The following is a 23,918-nucleotide window of genomic DNA, read 5'->3' as shown; positions in this document are numbered from 1 at the left end:
TAGCTTTCCAGTAAAATCAGCTTAATTTATCTGTCATAAATACACCTATTATGCCATACAACAAATGACACTTTGGCAGTTCGGCACTTTGGCACAGTTTTCGCTATATCCTCAGTACTTTCGTACAGCGAAAGAAAACAAACAAGTATAAATACATAAAAAATATAGAACTATGAACATTAAACCATTAGCAGATAGAGTATTGATACTCCCTGCCCCAGCAGAAACGAGAACAAAAAGTGGATTGATTATTCCTGACACAGCCCAAGAAAAGCCATTGCAGGGTGAAGTTGTAGCAGCAGGTCAAGGTACAAAAGATGAAGAAATGGTCTTGAAAGTTGGTGATACTGTATTGTATGGTAAATATTCTGGTACTGAAATCGAATTTGAAGGTGTAAAATACCTGATGATGCGTCAGAGTGATGTATTGGCAGTATTGGGATAATTAATGAATAAATAGTAATTATAAAAAAAGGAAAAATCATTATGGCAAAAGATATTCTCTTCAACATCGACGCTCGCGACCAGTTGAAAAAAGGTGTAGACGAATTGGCTAACGCTGTAAAAGTAACTCTCGGCCCGAAAGGACGTAACGTAATTATCGAAAAGAAGTTCGGTGCTCCTCACATTACTAAGGACGGTGTTACTGTAGCTAAAGAAGTAGAATTGAGCGATCCGTTCCAGAACACTGGTGCACAGTTGGTAAAATCAGTTGCTTCCAAGACTGGTGATGATGCCGGTGACGGTACAACTACTGCTACCGTGTTGGCTCAGTCTATCGTAGGTGTAGGTTTGAAGAACGTTACTGCAGGTGCCAACCCAATGGATTTGAAACGTGGTATCGACAAAGCCGTTGCTAAGGTTGTAGAATCAATCAAGGCTCAGTCTGAAACTGTAGGCGACGATTACGACAAGATTGAACAGGTAGCTACAATCTCTGCAAACAACGACCCTGTTATCGGTAAACTGATTGCAGATGCTATGCGCAAAGTTTCTAAAGACGGTGTTATCACTATCGAAGAAGCTAAGGGTACAGATACAACTATCGGTGTAGTAGAAGGTATGCAGTTCGACCGCGGTTACTTGTCTGCTTACTTCGTAACCGATACAGAAAAGATGGAATGCGTGATGGAACATCCGTACATCTTGATTTACGACAAGAAGATTTCTAACCTGAAAGATTTCTTGCCTATCCTGGAACCAGCTGTACAGAGCGGACGTCCGTTGTTGGTTATCGCAGAAGATGTAGACAGCGAAGCGTTGACTACTTTGGTTGTAAACCGTCTGCGTGGTCAGTTGAAGATTTGTGCTGTGAAGGCTCCGGGCTTCGGTGACCGTCGTAAAGCAATGCTGGAAGATATTGCCGTATTGACTGGTGGTGTAGTAATCAGCGAAGAAAAAGGCTTGAAACTGGAACAGGCTACTATCGAAATGTTAGGTACTTGCGACAAGGTCATTATTTCTAAAGAAAATACCACTATCGTAAGCGGTGCCGGTCAGAAAGAGCTGATTAAAGAAAGAGTTGATGAAATCAAGGCTGAAATGAAGAACTCTACTTCAGACTATGATAAAGAAAAACTGCAGGAACGTCTGGCTAAGTTGTCTGGTGGTGTAGCTGTATTGTACGTAGGTGCTGCCAGCGAAGTAGAAATGAAAGAAAAGAAAGACCGTGTAGACGATGCATTGTGCGCAACTCGTGCAGCAATCGAAGAAGGTATCGTACCGGGTGGTGGTGTAACTTACATCCGTGCCATCGATGCTTTGGAAGGCTTGAAAGGTGACAATGCTGACGAAACTACAGGTATCGAAATCATCAAACGTGCTATCGAAGAACCGCTTCGCCAGATTGTAGCCAATGCTGGTAAAGAAGGTGCAGTAGTTGTTCAGAAAGTACGTGAAGGTAAAGGCGACTTCGGTTACAATGCACGTACCGATGTATACGAACACTTGCACGCTGCCGGTGTAGTAGATCCTGCTAAGGTTACTCGTGTAGCTTTGGAAAATGCAGCTTCTATCGCAGGTATGTTCCTGACAACAGAATGTGTCATCGTAGAAAAGAAAGAAGAAAAACCTGAAATGCCAATGGCTGCTCCAGGAATGGGCGGTATGGGCGGCATGATGTAATTCTGACATACAACAAAGGGAAGTATCTTTAGCTTCCCTTCCTCATACTCAAACAAAAAAGTCCGGCGCTTTGCGTCGGACTTTTTTTATTATGCCACAAGACGTTTATCGGGAAGTAATCGGAGTGTATGCCACTTCTTCCAATACATTCTTATAAGCCGGACGGATAATACGTCTTCCTTCAAAGTTCAATTCTTCAATACGATGTGCTGTCCATCCCACAATACGCGCCATGGCAAAAAGAGGAGTATAGATTTCGTGCGGCAGGCCCATCATTTCGTAAATAAATCCGGAATAGAAATCTACATTCGAACAAACCTGCTTCTTTCCTCCCTTCACCTTCTTGAAACATTCTATGGCACGCTGCTCCAGAAGTTCAAGAAAGGCAAACTCTTTCTGACATCCCTTTTCAGCTACCAGTTCTCCTGCCAGCTCTTTCAACAAGACGGCACGAGGGTCGGAAATGGTATACACCGCATGACCGATACCATAAATCAGTCCACTACCATCATACGCCTCTTTATTGAGCATACGGGTAAGATAAGTATCAATCTCATCTACATTCGTCCAGTCGGATATCACTTCTTTCAGGTGATGGAACATTTTAACCACCTGTATATTGGCTCCTCCGTGCAAAGGCCCTTTCAACGAACCGATGCCTGCAGCAATGCTGGAATACGTATCGGTACGGGTAGAACTGGTGACGCGTACAGTAAACGTAGAGTTGTTACCGCCTCCATGCTCTGCCTGAAGCACCAGCAGCAAGTCGAGCATACGTGCTTCCAACGGAGTATATTCCTTTTTAATCATATACAGGAAATTCTCGGCAAGTGACAGATTTTCGTGCGGATGACGAATGTGCAACGAACGTCCGTGTGTGCTGTGACGATAAATGTTGTATGCGTAAGCAATGATTGTAGGAAACTTGGAAATCAACTCAATAGACTGACGCATCAGATTGTCTCTTGAGATATCATCGGGATTGGGATCGAATGTATACATTTCGAGGACACTCCGGGCCAGAATATTCATAATATTCTGACCTTCCAAGTCGATGATATTCATCGTCGTCTTCTTATCGAGCGGCATATTATCATTAATCAGCTCCTTGAAAGAAGCCAGTTGTTCGTTATCCGGCAATTCTCCCGAAAGCAACAGATAAGCCACTTCCTCAAATCCGAAACGCTTCTCCTTGAGCAGTGCATGAGCGATGTCGTCCAAATCATATCCCCTGTAAAACAACTTACCGGGAATCGGTTTCAGCCCTTCCTCCGTACGTTCATATCCTACTACATTTCCGATTTTGGTCAGCCCTACCAATACTCCTGTACCATCCTCATTACGCAATCCACGTTTTACATTATATTTTGCAAACAATTCATTATCAATACGACATGCCTGTTTGGCACACTCCGAAAGTTTATATACGATGTATTCTTTTTTCATATACAAGCTATCTTTATTAATATTTACAATGATTCAATCACACGCTGTCCGAATTCTTCTGTTGTCAATACATGTCCATCAGGCATAAAGCGTGCGAGGTCCGAAGTTGCCTCTCCAGCCTCGAAGAGGTCCTCCAACGCACGGATAATCAAAGCAGAAGCTTCTTTCCATCCGATATAATCCAACATCATAACAGACGACAACAGCAGCGAGCAGGGATTTACGATATTCTTTCCGGCAATATCGGGAGCCGTACCGTGTGTAGCCTCAAAAATAGCATGTCCGGTCTGATAGTTGATATTGGCTCCCGGTGCAATACCGATACCACCCACCATCGCAGCCAACTGGTCGGATATATAGTCTCCATTCAAGTTCAAAGTAGCAATGACTGAGTAATCTTCAGGAGTGAGCAATGTATTCTGCAAGAAAGCATCCGCAATACAGTCCTTGACAATTACTTTACCCAAATTCATGGCTTCTGCCAAAGCAGCTTTGGCAGACTCTTCTCCCAACTCCTTCTTCAGCTGATTGTAGCGGTTCATGGTAAAAGTCTGCTGGGCAAATTCTGTTTCTGCCACTTCGTATCCCCAACGCTTGAATCCTCCTTCGGTAAACTTCATGATATTTCCTTTGTGTACCAATGTAACCGAAGGCAAATGATGCTGCAGGGCGTACAGAATAGCAGCACGTACCAATCGTTTGGTTCCTTCTACCGATACCGGCTTTACACCGAAAGAAGAAGTCTCAGGGAAACGGACCTTCTTCACTCCCATCTCGTCGCGCAGAAAAGCATAGAACTTTTCAGCTTCCGGAGTCCCCTGTTCCCATTCTATACCGGCATAAATATCTTCTGTATTTTCACGGAAAATATGCATGTTTACTTTCTGCGGTTCCTTTACCGGAGAAACCACTCCACGGAACCAGCGTACCGGACGCAAGCAGACATACAAATCGAGTGTCTGACGCAGTGCCACATTCAGCGAACGGATACCTTCGCCTACAGGAGTAGTAAGAGGACCTTTTATACCGATAAGGTATTCGCGAAAAGCATTCATTGTAGCTTCAGGAAGCCATTCTCCGGTCTGCTTGAATGCCTTTTCTCCAGCCAGTACTTCTTTCCACTCGATAGAACGCTTATCATCATAAGCCAGTTTAACAGCTTCGTTTACTATTTTCTGACATACAGGAGTAATTTCTGCTCCCACTCCATCGCCTTCAATATAAGGAACGGTCACACAGTCGGGTACTATCAGCCGACCGTCTTTCATATCTATTTTGGACATAATTTTTAAGTTTGTGAGTTTGTAAGTTCTTAAGCTATTTTCGGAAGGTATTCAAAGCACAACCGGCTTTAAACCAACCTATCTGCATTTCATTATAGGTATGCAGGGCAAGAAATGTATCTTCTGTTTCATCCTCGTGCGTTACTACCACCTGCAAAGGTTTTCCCGGAGCAAAGTGGTCCAGTCCACAGACAGAAATACAGTCGTGTTCCTGTATTTTATCGTAATCGGATTTGTCAGCAAAAGTCAGTGCCAGCATTCCCTGCTTCTTCAAATTGGTTTCATGGATACGGGCAAAGCTTTTGGCAAGAATCACCCGCACATTCAGGAAACGAGGTTCCATAGCAGCATGTTCCCGACTGGAGCCTTCGCCGTAGTTTTCCTCGGCTACCACAATAGAAGAGATGGCCTTTGCTTTATATTGCTTGGCCACAGCCGATACGGCATCATATTCGCCAGTCAGCCGGTTCCATACGCAATTGGTCTTCCCATTGAAAGCATTGACAGCCCCCATCAGCATATTGTCGGAAATATTCTCCAGATGTCCACGGAAGCGCAACCACGGACCAGCCATCGAGATATGGTCTGTAGTACACTTACCCTGCGTCTTTATAAGCAAAGGCATCTGCTCCAGATCTTTACCATCCCAGGGAGCAAAAGGAGCCAGACGCTGTAAACGGACAGAATCGGGAGCTATGGACACTTCGATATCTTTTCCGTCGGCAGCAGGAGCTACATACCCGTTATCGTCTACAGTAAATCCTTTTTCCGGCAAGGTATCTCCTACCGGAGCATCCAGCCGTACCTGTTCACCCTGTTCATTGGTCAAGGTATCGGCCAGCGGATTAAAGCATAAATCACCAGCTATAGCCAGTGCCATTGCCACTTCCGGAGAAGCCACAAAAGCATGGGTATTAGGATTGCCGTCGGCACGTTTGGCGAAGTTACGGTTAAAGGAAGTAACAATAGAATTAGCCCGCATAGGGTCATCAGTCACTCGCTTCCACTGGCCGATACACGGACCACAAGCATTGGTCATAATCACTCCACCTACCGCTTCGAAATCGGCTATCATGCCATCGCGCCGAGCAGTACAATAGACTTGTTCCGAACCCGGGTTGATAATCAGCCCGGCAGCCATCTTCAAACCTTTCGCCTTGACCTGACGTGCCAAGGAGGCTGCACGACTCAAATCCTGGTACGAAGAATTGGTGCAGGAACCAATCAGTCCCACTTCCATTTTCTGCGGATAGCCATTCTGTTTTACCTTCTCCGCAAATTCCGAAATCGGGCAAGCCGCATCGGGAGTAAACGGTCCGTTGATATAAGGTTCCAAAGCCGACAAGTCGATTTCTATTACCCGGTCATAATAAAGATGCGGAGCAGCTTCCACTTCCTTGTCCGCTCTCAGACACGAAGCATTTTCCGAAGCCATTTTTGCCACTTCCTCACGTCCGGTAGCACACAGATATTTCTCCATCTCTGCATCATAAGGAAAGATAGAGGTAGTAGCTCCCACTTCTGCTCCCATATTGCAAACAGTGGCCTTACCGGTAGCAGACAGTGAAGCCGTACCTTCTCCGAAATATTCTATAATGGCATTTGTAGCTCCTTTCACCGTAAGCAGTCCGGCCAGTTTCAGAATAACATCTTTCGGAGAAGCCCATCCGTTCAGACTACCTTTCAGATGTACTCCAATAAGCTTGGGCATTTTCAACTCCCATTCCATTCCTGTCATGACATCCACCGCATCGGCTCCGCCTACTCCGATGGCTATCATGCCCAATCCTCCGGCATTGGGGGTATGCGAATCTGTACCCACCATCATTCCTCCCGGAAATGCATAGTTCTCCAATACTACCTGATGAATAATACCGGCACCCGGCTTCCAGAATCCTATATTGTATTTAGAAGCTACACTCTTCAGGAAGCCATACACTTCCTTGTTGGTTTCCTGCGCCACAGGCAAATCTGCCGATGCGCCCTTGTACGCCTGAATCAAATGATCGCAGTGTACAGTAGAAGGTACAGCCACTCGCTGCTGTCCGGAATTCATAAACTGAAGCAGTGCCATCTGTGCGGTTGCATCCTGCATGGCTACACGGTCCGGACGAAAATTGACATAATCCTCTCCACGGCGAAACGCACAAAGCGTCTTTTCATCGTATAAATGTGCATATAAAATTTTCTCAGCCAAAGTCATTGCTTTGCCCAATTTACGTTGTACTGCATCTACGCGCATTGCATAGGATGCGTAAAACGTTCTCATCATTTCAATGTCATAAACCATCTCTTTTCTTTTTACCTTTTACTTTCAATTAGTCGCAAAAATATGGTATACTATTTTCGTTTGTCTACAAAAGACGATATTTTAAATACATTTTAATAGAAAATAACTTATTAGCGTATACTTATAACATTTACAACCATTCTTCACAAAAAGGAGTTATAAATATTCAACTTTTAAAACAAGGCTATCGTAACTTCATACCATCAATCACAATCTGTAGCCAACGTCGTCGGCTGTAAAACCAACGACATCGGCTGTAAAATCGGCGACGCTGGCTGTACAATCGACGTCGTCGAATACAGAAAAGAATAAAAATCAGCAGCAGATTGTATCAGAAAGGAAGACTCTGAAGAAAGATATACTTTCCGACTGCGAATATAGAAAAGAGTGGAAGTCTGAAACATAAAAAAAATGCCCGAGCACTGAACAGACAGTGGACGGGCAATGTTTTTATCACTTATCACCAGTATCGTGACAAGAAGAGGAATCTTATTTCTTCGGTTTAATATCCAGTTTTACCGGATGAATCATATTTTCAGGACTTAAGATTGTATCGATATCCTCCTTCGAAAGAATACCATGATCCAAAATCAACTGATACACACTCTTTCCGGTTTCCAAGGCTTCCTTGGCTATTTTAGTAGAATTCTTATAGCCAATAATCGGATTAAGAGCTGTTACTACACCAATGCTATGATGTACCTCTTCAACACAATGCTGTTCGTTTGCAGTGATTCCTTCCACGCACAAAGTACGCAATGTATCGAATCCGTTCATCAACAGATCTACCGACTCAAAGCAACACTGTACCATCACCGGTTCCATCACATTCAGCTCCATCTGAGCGGCTTCTCCCGCCATTGTTACACACAATTCATTTCCTATCACTTTAAAGCAAATCTGATTCATCACTTCGGGAATCACCGGATTGACTTTACCCGGCATGATGGAAGAACCCGGTTGCATAGCCGGCAAGTTCAATTCACCCAAACCACAACGCGGACCACTTGCCAACAGACGAAGGTCATTACAGATCTTGTTGACTTTTACAGCCAGACGCTTCATTGCCGAAGCATAACCTACCAGACAGGAAGTATCGGAAGTTGCTCCCACCAAATCATCAGACAAACGGATATCCCAGCCTGTAATATCGCGCAAAGCAGCAATACACTTTTCTGCATAACCCGGTTCTGCACAAATACCGGTACCAATGGCTGTACCTCCCATATTGACTGTCAGAAAATCGGCAGCAGCTTCATTCAGATGCTTGATTTCATCAGTCAGGATACTGGCAAAGCCATTAAAAGTCTGTCCCAATGTCATAGGAACCGCATCTTCCAATTGAGTACGTCCCATCTTGATGATGTGTGCAAATTCTTGTCCTTTCTTGCGGAAAGCCTCTATCAGTTTTTCCAGACAAGGGATCAGACGCAAATGAGTGGCATACATTCCCAAATGAATGGCAGTAGGATATGCATCGTTGGTAGACTGCGAACGGTTTACATGATCATTAGGCGAACAATAGGTATATTCTCCGTGTGCATAGCCCATGATTTCGAGTGCACGATTGGCAATCACTTCGTTTGCATTCATATTGGTACTTGTTCCAGCTCCTCCCTGAATCATATCTACAGGGAACTGATCGTGGAACTTTCCATCCAATATTTCCTGACAAGCCTGAGTAATCGCTTCAAACTGCTGGTCTGTAAGCAAACCTAATTCATGATTGGCACGGGCAGCTGCCATTTTTGTAATAGCGAGTCCATTTATAAACAAAGGATAATCATTCAGATGAAATTTACTGATAGAGAAGTTTTCCAGGCCTCTCAATGTCTGTACACCGTACAATAATTCATCTGCTATTTCACGAGAACCAATTAAATCGCTCTCTATACGAGTCTTTCCAAATTCTTTCATCATGTTATTCTTTTCGTTTAAATAAACATTTTATGCAGACACCTGCGTTTTATCATTTTGTAAGGCAAATATAAGTATATTAAGAGAAACAACCTAAAAATACGGATAAATTCTTGTATAAAAAGTTATATATAATGTTATTTTGTCAAAACCACAAGAAGACATTTCAAATCATTTCAGAGAGGTATCTACTTTGATATTAGCTCATTATATGTATATTCATAAAATTTTTATGTAAGTTTTATCTTTTCATCCGGATCTTTTATATTTGCTGTAAAAGTCAATACATTATCTAAACATGGAATTTCAACTGACCAAAGCGAAAGCAGAAGAGGCTTCCCTACTGACTTCACTCATTCGGGAAGTATGGAACGGAATGGAACAGCAGGAATGGTTTGCTCCAGAAGAAGGAGAAAACTACATCCACCAACTTATTGAACAAGATAAAGGAGTCGCATGGATAGCTACAGACACTGCTTCGGAAAAAATTGCCGGATTGTTTCTTATCGTATATCCGGGAAAAGACAATCCGGATAACTTGGGACGAGATATTTCTCTTCCTGAACACGAATTAAATCTGGTTGCCCATATGGATACAGCAGTAGTCCACCCTTCTTTCCGAGGCTATGGTCTGCAACGTAAACTTACAGCAAAAGCGGAAGAAGAATTACGGGCCGCAGGTTACCGCTATCTTTTATGTACCGTACATCCGGACAATTGCTTCTCACGTATCAATATGGAAAAAGCCGGATACCGCTGTGTAAAACAAGTCTTGAAATATGGTGGACTGCCCCGGCTTATCTTGATGAAAGAAGTGTAATAAAGATATATTGTCCGTTCTTTCTTGGTCAATCTCATATGGAAAGTATCTGTCCTAAAAGTTATTACAGATTTATGTATGTACTCAGTCAAAAATTGAAGAAGATTTACCACATAACATAATAAAGGAATAAGAAAATTGCTTTCAATTTGATAACTTTGTATGATAAGGAACAGTTTTTACACAAAGTAATATGTCCGACGGAAATACATACAAGAAGAATCCTTCCTATACAATAGGAAACGATAATTTAAATATGAAAAAATGATTAGACGATTTCTATTTATTTCAATCCTTTCGCTGTGTTTTGGTACACTGTGTTCAAGTGCATGCTTAGATGACGTTAAAACATTCTATAGAGGTTATATGATGAATTTTTTAACTGTTGATTCAAACAACGACTCTTTATGTAAAAAGTTTTTAACTGAAGGATTGATAGCCAAAACAAAAAGAATGAGTAATGCAACTGGAGTTAATCCTATAATACGCTCTCAAGATGTAAATGAGGATGCAATTAAAACCTTAGCTGTGAAAAGAGTTGCAGACGACTGGTATATGGTGAGTTATCTTTGGAATGAAAAGGATAGTACCACTTTAACTGAAATTCCATTAAAAGCACAAAGTATTGATGGTAAATGCAAGATTGTATATATTACTCCCATTGAAAATGGAAGTCAATGGGGAGACGAAATGTTGTCTTGTTGTGAGTGTATGAATGAAGCCAAAATAGATGAAATGTCAGGGCAATCATTCATAGAAAGCTTTTATAAAATTTATCTGTCACCCTATTGTACTATATCTAAAGACATAAATACAAAATTGTCATCTTTGCGTTTGTCTAATTTATCACCGGCAGCATTGCAGCAATTCAAGCAAGCAGAATCGGAACATCAAGAAGATGGTCTTTATGGATATGATCTTTTAATTAATAACTTTGATTTCGATTGCATGTGGTATAAAAGTCTTAAATTCACTCAAATGAGTGATGATAATTATCAAATTACTTATCAAGCAGGAGCCACGATACATAAAATAATTATTAAGATAATATATCAGAATGGAAAATATTTGATTAATAGTATTTCATTTTAAATAATAAGTGATATTTCTGAAAGTTGTTGGTCATTATTCAGCCTGTAAAATGAGAGGTTTGTTTTTGTTGTGACTTGCTTTCAAATTCATAACCTTTCAGTATAAAAAACAGCGAAAGATAAAAAGAACAAATGTGACACTTCATTGTGAAAACATCTAAAGCGGTCTTGAAAAAGGTCGCTTTCTTTTTGTTCCTCAATTCAACTACAATCGCTTTAGCAATTCAGGCAAAATAAGTAACTTTGCAACCTCACAAAAACAAGTTCAAGAAAAAGACAACTGTATGTTATTATTACAATTAATCATTGTATTAGGAGCAATCGTATTGGGAGCTCGTTTAGGAGGTGTCGGACTAGGAGTCACAGGCGGACTGGGAGTAGCAGTACTGACTTTTGTATTTGGCATCCAACCTACCACCCCTCCCATTGATGTAATGCTGATGATTGCGGCTGTAGTTACTGCTGCATCGTGCATGCAAGCTGCCGGAGGTTTGGAATATATGGTAAAACTGGCCGAACGTATTCTGCGCCGCCATCCCGAACACGTAACGATTCTAAGTCCTATCGTTACTTACCTGTTTACATTTATTGCCGGTACAGGGCATATTGCCTATTCTGTACTGCCAGTTATTGCCGAAGTGGCAAGAGAAACCAAAATCCGTCCGGAACGCCCGTTAGGTATCGCTGTCATCGCCTCTCAACAAGCCATCACAGCCAGTCCGATATCAGCTGCTACCGTAGCTCTATTGGGACTTTTATCCGGCTTTGATCTTACCTTATTTGATATTCTGAAAGTCAGTATTCCTGCTACGTTCATCGGAGTGCTGGTAGGAGCATTCTGCTCACTCCGGACGGGAAAAGAACTGGCTGATGATCCGGAATATTTAAGACGACTGAAAGAAGGGCTTGTAAAAAATACTACTGCTCAAACTTGTGAAATACAAGATATGAAGAAAGCACGCCTTTCTGTATTTATCTTCTTGCTGGCTACTTTCCTGATTGTACTGTTTGGGTCTGTAGAATCACTTCGTCCGGCTTTTATGAACGATGGAAAGATAACCATGCTTGATATGCCTGCTCTGATTGAAATCATCATGCTATGTACAGCTGCTATTATTCTGTTAGTATGCCGTATTGATGGCATCAAGGCTGTACAAGGCAATATATTCCCTGCCGGTATGCAGGCCGTCATTGCAATCTTTGGTATTGCATGGATGGGAGATACGTTTATTTCCGGTAATATCGAACAACTGACATCTACCATCGATCAGGTGATTCATTCCATGCCCTGGCTCTTTGGAGTAGCCTTGTTTGTGATGTCTATCTTGCTTTACAGTCAGGCTGCAACCGTACGTGCCGTAGTACCTTTGGGCATTGCACTGGGAATTTCTCCTTTGCTGCTGATAGCACTGTTTCCTGCAGTAAACGGCTACTTCTTTATCCCTAATTATCCTACGGTAGTAGCAGCCATCAACTTCGACAGCACTGGTACAACCCGTATCGGAAAGTATATTCTGAACCACTCGTTCATGATGCCGGGACTGATTTCTACTGGTGTAGCCATAGCTGTGGGACTGCTGTTGATACAGATACTTTTCTAAAAGAACAAAGAGACCGAAAATAAAGAAGGCCAATCGTTTTATGTTACGACAAAACGATTGGCTTTTTCTTTTCATATAAAAAAGAAAGGAAGGGGTTATCTTTCATTCCCCAATCTCTACCTAACGAATCGAATATTTTCCTTCCATCTGCAGATAGAGTTTCCTTATTTCTTCAGGGCGGGATGAATTGATATAGATATCTTCATTCCATATAGTCTGTACATGCAGAAAAGGAGCTTTATCTGATGCAAGAAAGAGTTTTACTTTCCTATCATCGCCAGTACGAAAATATCCCTTCTTTACCTCTCCCACCGACAAGCCATTGGTACGCCAGATAATCTCCGGTAATGTCTGTTCTAACGATACACGACGTATTTCGGTATGTGGTATCTCGGTTCCATACATACCCGAAATACGTAGGGTTTCATTCGTATAGCTGACAGATGTTCCACGACACAGAGGAAAAACGACAAGCCCCGTAATTAAGACAAAGACAAAAATACCATAGATACGGCTTTTCCGTTTCATACGACTGGATATCTTGCCTTGTACATAAAGCAAATACAAAAGCAATATACAGACAAGCACTATCGACAGAATACGATAGACATTAGAATTGAGCCACCAGGAAAGCCACTCTCCTCCAACTAAAACAATGGCTATGGTAATCATTATGTTTCGGACACTTTTCAGATAACGGTGAAAAGCAGGACTGGCCTTTTCTTCTTCCGTAAACGAATGATAATTGGACAGCAATTGGGGCTGTTTCACTATGGCTGTTCCAGCAATTACAAGAATCGCTACTACCGGTAGCATAATAATCAGACTAAGGTAATTCATACTCTTTCAGGTTTTCATTATCAATGCTCTAAATTAAAAAAAATATTGATTTTTAAATAGTCTGATAAAAAATATTATAGAATGATGATATGTCTTTTCTTCTTTCCAAGACAAATCCTATACAGTGAAATATACCCCAAAAACGCAATAATATGAGACGATTCAAGAATTACAGATACAATGCGGATTGCAGGATTTTAATAAGTCCTATTATAAGGTATCCCCATTAGTTAAACAAAAAGCGCCCGCAAACCTCACAAAGAAGTCTGCGGGCGCTATATATTCAATGCCTTATCAAAAGGAAGGATTATTTATATTCTTCCCAGCTCTTGATAGCAATATCATCGATTGTCATGGTACAGAATGCATGGATAAAGGCGCTTGCCAGACGTGCATTTGTAACCAAAGGAATGTTCAAGTCGACTGCTGCACGGCGGATCTTGTAACCGTTGTCCAATTCACCTGCCGACAAGTCGCGCGGGATATTGACAACCATATCAATTTCCTTGTTGTGCAACATTTCCAATGCCTGCGGATGTCCTTCTTCGCTTGGCCAGTATACACGGGTATTTTCTATACCGTTTTCTGCAAGGAATTTAGAAGTACCACCGGTAGCAAAGATGTTGTAACCTTTTGCCTTCAATTCATGAGCCGCTTTCAGCATTTCTACTTTCTGCTTCGGAGTACCTGTAGACATCAGTATGTTCTTTTCCGGAATACGGTAACCCACAGACAACATAGACTTCAGTACTGCGCAAGAAGTATCTTCACCGATACATCCTACTTCACCGGTAGAAGCCATGTCTACGCCCAATACAGGGTCGGCCTTCTGCAGACGGTTGAATGAGAACTGGCTGGCCTTGATACCTACGTAATCCAATTCGAAGAGATTCTTGCTTGGTTTTTCTACCGGCAGACCCAACATTACCTTCGTAGCCAATTCGATGAAGTTAATCTTCAATACCTTGCTTACGAATGGGAACGAACGGCTGGCACGCAAGTTACATTCAATTACCTTGATATCGTTTTCACGGGCAAGGAACTGGATATTGAACGGACCAGAGATGTTCAGTTCTTTTGCAATCTGACGGCTGATGCGCTTGATGCGACGTACAGTTTCTACATACAGTTTCTGCGGTGGGAACTGGATTGTAGCATCTCCAGAGTGTACACCGGCAAACTCAATGTGTTCTGAAATAGCATAGGCAACGATTTCACCGTTCTGTGCTACAGCATCCATTTCTACTTCCTTAGCATGTTCAATGAACTGGCTTACTACTACCGGATGTTTCTTCGATACGTTGGCAGCCAACTGCAGGAAGCGTTCCAGTTCTTCCTGGTTAGAACATACGTTCATGGCAGCACCAGAAAGTACGTAAGACGGACGAACCAATACCGGGAATCCTACTTTTTCGATAAATGCGTTGATATCTTCCATCGAAGTCAATGCGCTCCATTCTGGCTGGTCAACACCGATACGGTCGAGCATAGCCGAGAACTTGTCACGGTCTTCCGCATTATCGATACTCTTGGCAGAAGTACCCAAGATATTTATTTTCTGACCATCAAGACGAAGAGCAAGGTTGTTAGGAATCTGACCACCAGTAGATACGATTACACCGTGCGGATTTTCCAAATCGAGGATATCCATTACACGTTCGAATGTCAATTCATCGAAATACAGACGGTCACACATATCATAGTCGGTTGATACGGTTTCCGGGTTGTAGTTAATCATTACCGAACGGTAGCCTTCCTTGCGGATAGTATTCAGAGCCTGTACGCCACACCAGTCGAATTCTACAGACGAACCGATACGGTATGCACCAGAACCCAATACTACGATACTCTTATGATCGCCCAAATAGTGAACATCGTTTGCTACACCACTATAAGTCAGATACAGATAGTTGGTCTGAGCTGGATATTCGGCAGCCAAAGTATCGATTTGTTTTACTACCGGTACAATGCCTTGGCTCTTACGGTAGTTACGTACTTCCAATATTCCATCTTCCATATCGCCTTGATAACCGATGGCACGTGCAACCTGGAAGTCTGAGAATCCCTGACGTTTTGCCTTATACAGCAAATCTTTCGGAAGTTGTGCTATCTGTGTATGGTTTCCTCCCCATTCATGCAGTTCTTTTGAAGTCTGCATGATGTTCATCAATTTATCGAGGAACCATTTATCGATCTTAGTCAGTTCATGAATCTGGTCTACAGTATAGCCGGCACGCATCGCTTTAGAGATAACGAAGATACGTTTGTCGGTCGGTTCGCGCAATGCTTTATCTACATCGGCAATCTGCAATTCTTTGTTTTCAACAAAGCCGTGCATACCCTGACCAATCATACGCAGACCTTTTTGGATTGCTTCTTCGAATGTACGACCGATAGCCATTACTTCACCTACCGATTTCATTGAAGAACCCAGTTCGCGGTCTACGCCGTGGAACTTACCCAAGTCCCAACGAGGAATCTTACATACTACATAGTCCAATGCAGGTTCGAAGAAAGCAGAAGTAGTCTTGGTTACCGAGTTCTTCAAATCAAACAGACCGTATCCCAATCCCAACTTAGCAGCAACGAATGCCAAAGGATATCCGGTAGCTTTTGATGCCAATGCAGAAGAACGGCTCAAACGGGCATTTACTTCAATTACACGGTAATCTTCCGATTCCGGGTCGAATGCATACTGTACGTTACATTCACCCACGATACCGATGTGACGGATGATTCGGATAGCCAGTTCACGCAATTTATGATATTCGCTGTTGGTCAGTGTCTGAGAAGGAGCGATTACGATAGACTCACCGGTATGAATACCCAGTGGGTCGAAGTTTTCCATATTACATACAGTGATACAGTTGTCGAAACGGTCACGCACCACTTCGTATTCAACTTCCTTCCAGCCTTTCAGACTCTTTTCTACCAATACCTGTGGAGAGAAAGAGAAAGCTTTTTCAGCCAATACGTTCAGTTCTTCTTCGTTGTCGCAGAAACCAGAACCCAGACCACCCAGTGCATAAGCAGCACGGATAATAACCGGATATCCCAGTTCTTTTGCTGCACGACGAGCATCTTCGATATTTTCTACCGCTTCACTCTTGATAGTCTTCACGTTGATTTCATCCAACTTCTGTACGAAAAGTTCACGGTCTTCTGTATCCATGATAGCCTGTACCGGAGTACCCAATACCTGTGTATTGTATTTTTCGAATACACCTGCCTTATACAGAGCCACACCACAGTTCAATGCAGTCTGTCCACCAAACGACAGCAATACTCCATCCGGACGTTCTTTCGCGATGACTTTCTCTACGAAATACGGAGTTACAGGCAAGAAGTAAATCTTATCTGCCACACCTTCCGATGTCTGTACGGTAGCAATATTCGGGTTGATAAGGATGGTTTCAATACCTTCTTCCTTCAACGCTTTCAATGCCTGAGAACCAGAGTAGTCGAACTCACCGGCTTCACCGATTTTCAACGCTCCAGAACCTAACAATAATACTTTCTTTATATTTTCTTTCATGAATTTGAGTTTTTAAGTTTTTGAGTTTTTGAGTTTGCGAGTTTAAGTTTGAGTGTGAGTTTTCAAGTTTTTCAGTTTTTGAGTTTTTCAGTTTGCATCAACAAACTAACAAACTAACAAACCAACAAACTTATAACAATTTTACAAACTCATCGAACAAGAATTCGGTATCAGTAGGACCGCTGGCAGCTTCCGGATGGAACTGTGCAGAGAACCAAGGATTCTTTTTATGACGGATACCTTCGTTTGAGCCGTCATTCATGTTGATGAACAAAGGTTCCCAATCTGCTCCCAATGTATTGTTGTCTACCGCATAACCGTGGTTCTGTGAAGTGATGAAGCAGCGTTCTGTTCCTACCATACGTACTGGCTGATTGTGGCTGCGATGACCGTATTTCAATTTGTAAATCTTAGCACCACCAGCCTTCGACAGCAACTGGTTACCCATACAGATACCGAAGATAGGAAGTTTTTCGTTCTGCATTGCCTTACGGATATTCTGTACAGCAGCATCGCAAGTGTCAGGGTCGCCCGGACCGTTTGAGATAAACAAACCATCGAACTGCAAAGAGTTGAAGTCGTAGTTCCAAGGTACACGGATGATTTCCACATCACGTTTCAAAAGGCAACGGATAATGTTTGATTTTACACCGCAGTCTACCAGCACCACTTTCTTCTTGCCTTCGCCTTCGTTGTAACGAATCACTTCCTTGCAAGAAACCTTGTCTACGTAGTTTACTCCGGCATATGCAGCCTCAGGAATATTGTCCGGTTCATCGTCGAATACGATTTTTCCCATCATTACCCCATGTTCGCGCAAAACCTTAGTCAGTTCACGAGTATCAATACCTGTAATACCAGGTACCTGCTCACGTTTCAACCAGTCAGCCAGGCTTTCCACAGCATTCCAATGGCTGTATTTTTCACTATAATCACTGACAATAATTGCCTCGGCATGGATTTTTTCACTCTCCATGAAAGTCGGAAGTCCGTTAGCTTCAAAAGTAAACGGTGGAACACCATAGTTACCAACCAGCGGATAAGTCAAAGTCATCAACTGACCTGCATACGAAGGGTCGGTCAAGCTCTCTGGATAACCGGTCATTGCTGTATTAAACACAACTTCACCGGCTACCGGTTTCTCATAACCGAACGACTTGCCATGGAAACGGCTCCCGTCGTCGAGGATTAATGTTACATTTCTCATTACCTTATTATAATACTAATATATCGTTTAAATTTATTATTCTTCACTTATTTACATTCATCAGAACTGATAGACTTGCTCTACATAGTCGATGAACGCCTGGTTTACCCGTTTCACTCCCCCCGGCGTAGGATAGTCGCCACTGAAATACCAGTCGCCTTCGTGCTGTGGACAAGCTTCATGCAGCCCTTCCAATGTCTGGTAAACAATTTCCACCTTTGCCTGAGTACCTGCCGGAGTAAGCAGTTCTACCATCTTTGCCGAAATTTCCTCGTCGGTGAAAGGAGCATAAATCTCTTTCACGTAATTCACCATCTGTTCTTTCGGTAAAGAAAGCTGTCCTTTCGACTTACGGTATACTTCCTCAATAACCGACTGCATACCTCGTTCTTCCAGCAATGCGATAGCAGCACGGAATGCAATAAACTGCTCCATACTTGCCATATCAATTCCATAATAGTCCGGATAACGAACCTGAGGAGAAGAAGAAACAATGACAATCTTCTTCGGATGCAGACGATCGAGAATGCTGATGATACTTTGTTTCAAAGTAGTACCTCGCACAATACTGTCGTCGATAATGACCAGATTATCCTCATAAGGAATCAAGCTTCCGTAAGTAATATCATATACATGAGCGGCAAGATCGTTTCTTGTATTACCTTCTGAAATAAACGTACGAAGCTTTATATCTTTAATAGCGACCTTCTCACTACGGATGCGTTGAGAAAGAATCTGTTCCAACTCGCTATGGCTGGGCTTATGTCCCAATGCCTCTATACGCTGCACTTTCAATTCGTTCAGATAGTTATCAAAACCTTCCAGCATTCCATAGAAAGCAACTTCTGCAGTATTAGGAATAAACGAAAATACAGTGTGGACCACATCGTAGTCGATAGCCTTCAGAATAGGATTCACCAATTTTTCACCCAGCAGTTTACGCTCGCGGTAAATATCCATATCACTTCCGCGGCTAAAGTAAATCCGCTCGAACGAACAAGCCTTTTTCTGCTTAGGTTCATTGATTTGAGCCAAACGCATCTCTCCTTTCTTATTCAGCAAAATAGCCTGTCCCGGTTGTAATTCGTGAATACTGTCAGCCGGCACATTCAAGGCTGTCTGTATTACCGGACGTTCCGATGCCAATACCATGATCTCCTCATCCATGTACCAGAATCCCGGACGGATACCCCAAGGGTCGCGTACGGCAAATGTTTCTCCACTTCCTGTCAGACCACAGATTACATATCCTCCGTCCCACTTAGGACTCGATGTTTTCAATACATTCGTCAAATCAATACGGTCTTCGATAGCATGAGTAATATCCATCCCTTCCAGTCCTTCGGCCTTACACTCAGTAAACAGTCGCTCTACCTCTCTGTCCAGTCGGTGTCCCACCTGTTCCAGCATGATATAAGTATCGGCATACTTGCGAGGATGCTGACCAGCTGCAGTAATCTCTTCGAAAATCTCATCCACATTAGTCAGATTGAAGTTTCCGCAAAGCAACAGATTCTTCGCACGCCAGTTATTTCTTCTCAAGAAAGGATGTACGTACGAAATACCACTCCTTCCGGTAGTAGAATAGCGCAAATGCCCCATATACAACTCTCCTGCAAAAGGCAAGCACTTCTCAGCATATTCAGCATCACTCATCTGCTCTGGAGTAAGCCCTTTAAAATTGGAATGTACAGCACTGAAAATTTCAGTAATAGCTCCCGCTCCCATGGCACGCTCACGAAACATATACTCCTCACCCGGATTTGCCTGTAGCTTCACACAAGCAAGTCCGGCAGCTTCCTGTCCACGGTTATGCTGTTTTTCCATCAGTAAATACAGTTTATTCAGACCATACATCCAAGTCCCGTACTTCTTCTGAAAATAATCCAACGGTTTGAGCAGTCGAATCATAACTACTCCACATTCATGCTTTAGCGGTTCCATACGTATATATGAAAAGACGCCCGGATATGCCGAAAGCAATTCCGGGTGTCAGTTAGTATAAACAAATTACAAATCAAGTTCAATAAGGAACAAAAAAAAAGAGTGATATTGGCAGGGTGGTAAAAAAGAGAAAAACCAAAGGGAAAGAGGTCGAAACTTGACTGCCCGTTTCCTTTTGTCTGCAAAAGTGCGGTAAAAATGTCCCTAGCAGGATATGCACTTTGCCCTTTTATATGTTTCACCAAACTATACATCAGATTATGCCACATCACTATTCGGGGTGCAAATATACGAATTACTTATCATATTCTTATATATGTTTTTTAAAATTATTCATATCAGAATAATTATTTCCTTTCTTTAAACGCCTTTCTGTATATATATTCCATAAAAAATCAGAACAGAGAATTTTCATAAAAAAAAATTCTATTCCTTTTTGCTTGTGAAAAGAAAACAATAAATTTGCATCACGATCGGGCGACAAAACAGTCACCGATATTGCCGAAATAACTCAGTTGGTAGAGTAACTCATTCGTAATGAGTAAGTCGCGGGTTCGAGTCCCGCTTTCGGCTCACAAAGGCATAGTCAACTATGCCTTTTTTATTATCCGATTCCATACCGACAATCTTATCCAATTCCCCAATAGCTTTAAGGTAATAAAATCAATTTGCACAGCTCTGTATTTCCTCCGGTTCCTACTATATCCCGACTTACATAAGACATTTTTGCAGTCTCTTTCCTTTCTTTAAGACATTTTTGCAGAATAAAGCCTTAACACACTGACAATTAGACAGTTTTATCTTCTTTTCCGACATTGGCAAAGATTTTGAGAATCTATTAGCGTCGTGCAACGGACAAGGTAATTCCCCTACTCCGGACGACACCCTAAAACAAGATAAAAGAAAGGAGAAACTATATGAACTTTAACAACTTTACAATCAAATCGCAGGAAGCTGTTCAACAGGCTGTCAACCTTGTACAAAGCATGGGACAACAGGCCATCGAACCGGAACACCTGCTGGCAGGAGTGTTGAAGGTAGGTGAAAATGTAACCAACTTCATCTTCCAGAAACTGGGAATGAACAGCCAGCAAGTAGCCATGGTTCTCGACAAGCAGATAGCTTCCCTTCCTAAGGTTTCGGGAGGAGAACCTTACCTGAGCCGGGATGCTAACGAGGTACTTCAGAAAGCGGTCAGCTTCTCTAAAGAGCTGGGCGACGAGTATGTATCACTGGAAGCCATTATTCTGGCTTTACTGAACGTAAAATGTACGGTAGCCACTATCTTGAAAGATGCCGGTATGACCGACAAGGAACTGCGTGCTGCTATCAGTGAACTGAGACAGGGACAGAAAGTTACTTCACAATCCAGCGAAGATACTTACCAGTCTTTGAACAAGTATGCCATCAACCTGATAGAGGCTGCACGAAACGGAAAACTCGACCCTGTTATCGGACGTGACGAGGAAATCAGACGTGTATTGCAGATTCTGAGCCGACGTACCAAGAATAATCCGATTCTGATAGGTGAACCGGGTACAGGTAAAACAGCTATCGTAGAAGGATTGGCACAGCGTATCTTAAGAGGTGATGTACCGGAGAATTTGAAGAACAAACAACTGTACTCACTGGATATGGGTGCACTGGTAGCCGGTGCCAAATATAAAGGTGAGTTTGAGGAACGTTTGAAATCGGTCATCAACGAAGTGACTCAGTCGGACGGAAACATCATCCTGTTCATCGATGAAATCCATACGCTGGTAGGTGCAGGTAAAGGAGAGGGTGCAATGGATGCAGCCAATATCTTGAAACCGGCATTGGCGAGAGGAGAACTGAGAAGTATCGGTGCCACTACATTGGACGAATACCAGAAGTATTTCGAAAAGGATAAGGCTTTGGAACGTCGTTTCCAGACCGTAATGGTCAACGAACCGGATACACTGAGTTCTATTTCTATCCTTCGTGGTTTGAAAGAACGGTACGAAAACCATCATCAGGTACGTATCAAAGACGAAGCTATCATTGCTGCCGTAGAATTGAGTAACCGTTACATTACAGAACGTTTCTTGCCGGATAAGGCCATCGACCTGATGGATGAAGCGGCTGCAAAACTGCGTATGGAACGTGACTCACTTCCGGAAGAACTGGATGAAATAGAACGTCGTCTGAAACAGCTCGAGATAGAACGCGAAGCCATCAAACGCGAAAAAGATGAAGCTAAACTGGCTCAACTGAACAAGGAAATCGCAGAGTTGAAAGAACAGGAAACTTCTTATAAGGCTAAATGGCAGAGCGAAAAAGAACTGGTCAACAAGATTCAGCAGAACAAACAGGAAATTGAACACCTGAAGTTTGAAGCTGATAAGGCTGAACGTGAAGGCAACTACGGAAAAGTAGCCGAAATACGATATGGCAAGCTCAAAGCACTGGAAGATGAAATCAAACATATCCAGGACGACCTGAAGCACAAACAGGGAGACAATGCCATGATTAAGGAAGAAGTTACCGCCGAAGACATTGCTGATGTTGTATCACGCTGGACAGGAATACCGGTCAGCAAAATGTTGCAGAGCGAACGTGAGAAACTGCTGCATCTGGAAGACGAACTGCATCGCCGTGTCATAGGTCAGGACGAAGCCATTCAGGCTGTAGCCGACGCCGTACGTCGTAGCCGTGCCGGATTGCAAGACCCGAAACGTCCGATTGGCTCATTTATCTTTCTGGGTACTACCGGAGTTGGTAAGACCGAATTGGCAAAGGCTTTGGCCGAATACTTGTTCGACGATGAAACACTGATGACCCGTATCGATATGAGTGAGTATCAGGAGAAACATACCGTGTCTCGTCTGATTGGTGCGCCTCCGGGATACGTTGGTTACGATGAAGGAGGACAGCTTACCGAAGCCGTACGCCGGAAACCTTATTCTGTAGTATTGTTCGATGAGATAGAAAAAGCTCATCCGGATGTGTTCAACATCCTGCTGCAGGTATTGGATGATGGTCGACTGACCGACAACAAAGGACGTACAGTCAACTTCAAGAATACTATCATCATTATGACATCCAACTTGGGCAGTGCCTACATTCAGAGTCAGTTCGAGAAGATTAACGACCAGAACCACGATCAGATTGTAGAAGAGACCAAGGCGGAAGTGATGAATATGCTGAAAAAGACCATTCGTCCGGAATTCTTGAACCGTATCGACGAGACCATCATGTTCCAACCGCTCAACAAAGAGCAGATTGAACAGATTGTCCGCTTGCAGATAAACGGTATTAAGAAGATGTTGGAAGAAAACGGAGTAACCCTCCAGATGACCGACGAAGCTGTCGACTTTATCGCCACAGCCGGTTACGATCCTGAGTTTGGTGCCCGTCCGGTAAAACGTGCAATCCAGCGTTACCTGTTGAACGATTTGTCAAAGAAACTTCTGTCTCAGGAAGTAGACCGCAGCAAACCGATTATCGTAGAACGTAGTGGTGAAGCACTGAAGTTCCGTAACTAAATCTTTCTACTTAAATAAAAGCAAGGCTGTTTCAAACTATTTTGAAACAGCCTTTTTTGTATCCGGATATTCCCTGCATCAGGAAAGTCCGTCATACCGTAATTGTACGGTATAAATTGCGCTTTCACCTGAAACCGAACAGAAATTTATTGAAATGACAAACAGTGCAGCAGGAATAAAAAGATAACAATGAATGTCAGAAGCTTTAAACGCGGTCGTTGGATGTCCGTTTGTCGCCGTTGGCTGTACATTCAACGTGGGCAAATGTACAGCCGACGTCGTCGTTTTAAGCCAGTAAATAGAATCATAAATTT

14 protein-coding genes and 1 tRNA gene are annotated in these 23,918 nt (G+C 42.7%); 7 read left to right on the top strand and 8 right to left on the bottom strand.

Translation table 11 applies throughout. From position 1 onward, the window contains the following. The first annotated feature begins 172 nt into the window (after nt 1–172). Together WKU26_RS00925 and groL are read left to right on the top strand one after the other, a co-directional pair. On the top strand, nt 173–445 hold the full coding sequence (locus tag WKU26_RS00925; RefSeq protein WP_340320544.1) for a co-chaperone GroES: 273 nt from the start codon (nt 173–175) through the stop codon (nt 443–445). Nucleotides 446–486: 41 nt separating this feature from the next. Continuing rightward, on the top strand, nt 487–2,124 hold the full coding sequence (gene groL, locus WKU26_RS00920) for a chaperonin GroEL (protein ID WP_340320543.1): 1,638 nt from the start codon (nt 487–489) through the stop codon (nt 2,122–2,124). 105 nt (nt 2,125–2,229) lie between these two features. On the opposite strand, the gene WKU26_RS00915 is transcribed toward groL, so the two are convergent. From WKU26_RS00915 to WKU26_RS00900, 4 genes are all read right to left on the bottom strand, one after another. Beyond that, on the bottom strand, nt 2,230–3,570 hold the full coding sequence (locus WKU26_RS00915) for a citrate/2-methylcitrate synthase (RefSeq protein WP_178266363.1): 1,341 nt from the start codon (nt 3,568–3,570) through the stop codon (nt 2,230–2,232). Between the two features lie 23 nt (nt 3,571–3,593). Further along, nucleotides 3,594–4,904, bottom strand: a complete 1,311-nt coding sequence (gene icd / locus WKU26_RS00910; protein ID WP_340320560.1) for an NADP-dependent isocitrate dehydrogenase — start codon at nt 4,902–4,904, stop codon at nt 3,594–3,596. Next, entirely contained in the window at nt 4,888–7,143 is a 2,256-nt protein-coding gene (locus tag WKU26_RS00905) for an aconitate hydratase (protein WP_340320542.1), read from the bottom strand. The genes icd and WKU26_RS00905 overlap by 17 nt, the downstream gene beginning before the upstream one ends. Before the next feature lie 489 nt (nt 7,144–7,632). After that, nucleotides 7,633–9,060, bottom strand: a complete 1,428-nt coding sequence (locus WKU26_RS00900; protein WP_445323196.1) for an aspartate ammonia-lyase — start codon at nt 9,058–9,060, stop codon at nt 7,633–7,635. Between the two features lie 298 nt (nt 9,061–9,358). On the opposite strand from WKU26_RS00900, the gene WKU26_RS00895 reads away from it, so the two are divergent. The 3 genes from WKU26_RS00895 to WKU26_RS00885 all read left to right on the top strand — a co-directional run bounded on the left by WKU26_RS00895 (nt 9,359) and on the right by WKU26_RS00885 (nt 12,572). Further along, a complete protein-coding gene (locus WKU26_RS00895; RefSeq protein ID WP_340320540.1) occupies nt 9,359–9,880 on the top strand; it encodes a GNAT family N-acetyltransferase in 522 nt (173 codons plus the stop codon). A 366-nt stretch (nt 9,881–10,246) separates the two neighbouring features. Next, entirely contained in the window at nt 10,247–10,972 is a 726-nt protein-coding gene (locus tag WKU26_RS00890; RefSeq protein ID WP_340320539.1) for a hypothetical protein, read from the top strand. Between the two features lie 283 nt (nt 10,973–11,255). Continuing rightward, nucleotides 11,256–12,572 (top strand): anaerobic C4-dicarboxylate transporter, encoded by a 1,317-nt coding sequence (locus WKU26_RS00885; RefSeq protein WP_340320538.1) that lies wholly within the window; start codon nt 11,256–11,258, stop codon nt 12,570–12,572. A 120-nt stretch (nt 12,573–12,692) separates the two neighbouring features. Here WKU26_RS00885 and WKU26_RS00880 read toward each other — a convergent pair whose 3' ends face one another. The 4 genes from WKU26_RS00880 to WKU26_RS00865 all read right to left on the bottom strand — a co-directional run bounded on the left by WKU26_RS00880 (nt 12,693) and on the right by WKU26_RS00865 (nt 20,098). Continuing rightward, nucleotides 12,693–13,412 carry a DUF3784 domain-containing protein gene (locus tag WKU26_RS00880; protein ID WP_340320537.1) on the bottom strand — a complete coding sequence of 240 codons (720 nt, stop codon included), beginning with the start codon at nt 13,410–13,412 and terminating at the stop codon, nt 12,693–12,695. A 307-nt stretch (nt 13,413–13,719) separates the two neighbouring features. Then, nucleotides 13,720–16,947, bottom strand: a complete 3,228-nt coding sequence (gene carB, locus WKU26_RS00875) for a carbamoyl-phosphate synthase (glutamine-hydrolyzing) large subunit (protein ID WP_340320536.1) — start codon at nt 16,945–16,947, stop codon at nt 13,720–13,722. Nucleotides 16,948–17,077: 130 nt separating this feature from the next. Next, nucleotides 17,078–18,154, bottom strand: a complete 1,077-nt coding sequence (gene carA, locus WKU26_RS00870; RefSeq protein WP_178267314.1) for a glutamine-hydrolyzing carbamoyl-phosphate synthase small subunit — start codon at nt 18,152–18,154, stop codon at nt 17,078–17,080. 60 nt (nt 18,155–18,214) lie between these two features. Then, nucleotides 18,215–20,098 carry an amidophosphoribosyltransferase gene (locus tag WKU26_RS00865; protein WP_340320535.1) on the bottom strand — a complete coding sequence of 628 codons (1,884 nt, stop codon included), beginning with the start codon at nt 20,096–20,098 and terminating at the stop codon, nt 18,215–18,217. 500 nt (nt 20,099–20,598) lie between these two features. On the opposite strand from WKU26_RS00865, the gene WKU26_RS00860 reads away from it, so the two are divergent. Together WKU26_RS00860 and clpB are read left to right on the top strand one after the other, a co-directional pair. Next, nucleotides 20,599–20,671: transfer RNA gene (locus tag WKU26_RS00860), tRNA-Thr, on the top strand. Nucleotides 20,672–21,015: 344 nt separating this feature from the next. Continuing rightward, nucleotides 21,016–23,604, top strand: a complete 2,589-nt coding sequence (gene clpB / locus WKU26_RS00855; protein ID WP_269877004.1) for an ATP-dependent chaperone ClpB — start codon at nt 21,016–21,018, stop codon at nt 23,602–23,604. Nucleotides 23,605–23,918 lie beyond the last annotated feature (314 nt).

It is taken from the genome of Phocaeicola sp. HCN-40430, from assembly GCF_037890285.1.
GTDB classification, from domain to species: Bacteria; Bacteroidota; Bacteroidia; order Bacteroidales; family Bacteroidaceae; genus Phocaeicola; species Phocaeicola acetigenes.
The sequence above is the reverse complement of the archived record's forward strand: the minus strand, read 5'-3'. Positions and strand labels throughout refer to the sequence as shown.

Coding starts and splice junctions, on each gene's coding strand:
- WKU26_RS00925 (WP_340320544.1), top strand. CDS start 173: ATGAACATTAAACCATTAGCAGATAGAGTATTGATACTCCCTGCCCCA.
- groL (WP_340320543.1), top strand. CDS start 487: ATGGCAAAAGATATTCTCTTCAACATCGACGCTCGCGACCAGTTGAAA.
- WKU26_RS00915 (WP_178266363.1), bottom strand. CDS start 3,570: ATGAAAAAAGAATACATCGTATATAAACTTTCGGAGTGTGCCAAACAG.
- WKU26_RS00905 (WP_340320542.1), bottom strand. CDS start 7,143: ATGGTTTATGACATTGAAATGATGAGAACGTTTTACGCATCCTATGCA.
- WKU26_RS00900 (WP_445323196.1), bottom strand. CDS start 9,060: ATGAAAGAATTTGGAAAGACTCGTATAGAGAGCGATTTAATTGGTTCT.
- WKU26_RS00895 (WP_340320540.1), top strand. CDS start 9,359: ATGGAATTTCAACTGACCAAAGCGAAAGCAGAAGAGGCTTCCCTACTG.
- WKU26_RS00890 (WP_340320539.1), top strand. CDS start 10,247: ATGATGAATTTTTTAACTGTTGATTCAAACAACGACTCTTTATGTAAA.
- WKU26_RS00885 (WP_340320538.1), top strand. CDS start 11,256: ATGTTATTATTACAATTAATCATTGTATTAGGAGCAATCGTATTGGGA.
- WKU26_RS00880 (WP_340320537.1), bottom strand. CDS start 13,412: ATGAATTACCTTAGTCTGATTATTATGCTACCGGTAGTAGCGATTCTT.
- carB (WP_340320536.1), bottom strand. CDS start 16,947: ATGAAAGAAAATATAAAGAAAGTATTATTGTTAGGTTCTGGAGCGTTG.
- carA (WP_178267314.1), bottom strand. CDS start 18,154: ATGAGAAATGTAACATTAATCCTCGACGACGGGAGCCGTTTCCATGGC.
- WKU26_RS00865 (WP_340320535.1), bottom strand. CDS start 20,098: ATGGAACCGCTAAAGCATGAATGTGGAGTAGTTATGATTCGACTGCTC.
- clpB (WP_269877004.1), top strand. CDS start 21,016: ATGAACTTTAACAACTTTACAATCAAATCGCAGGAAGCTGTTCAACAG.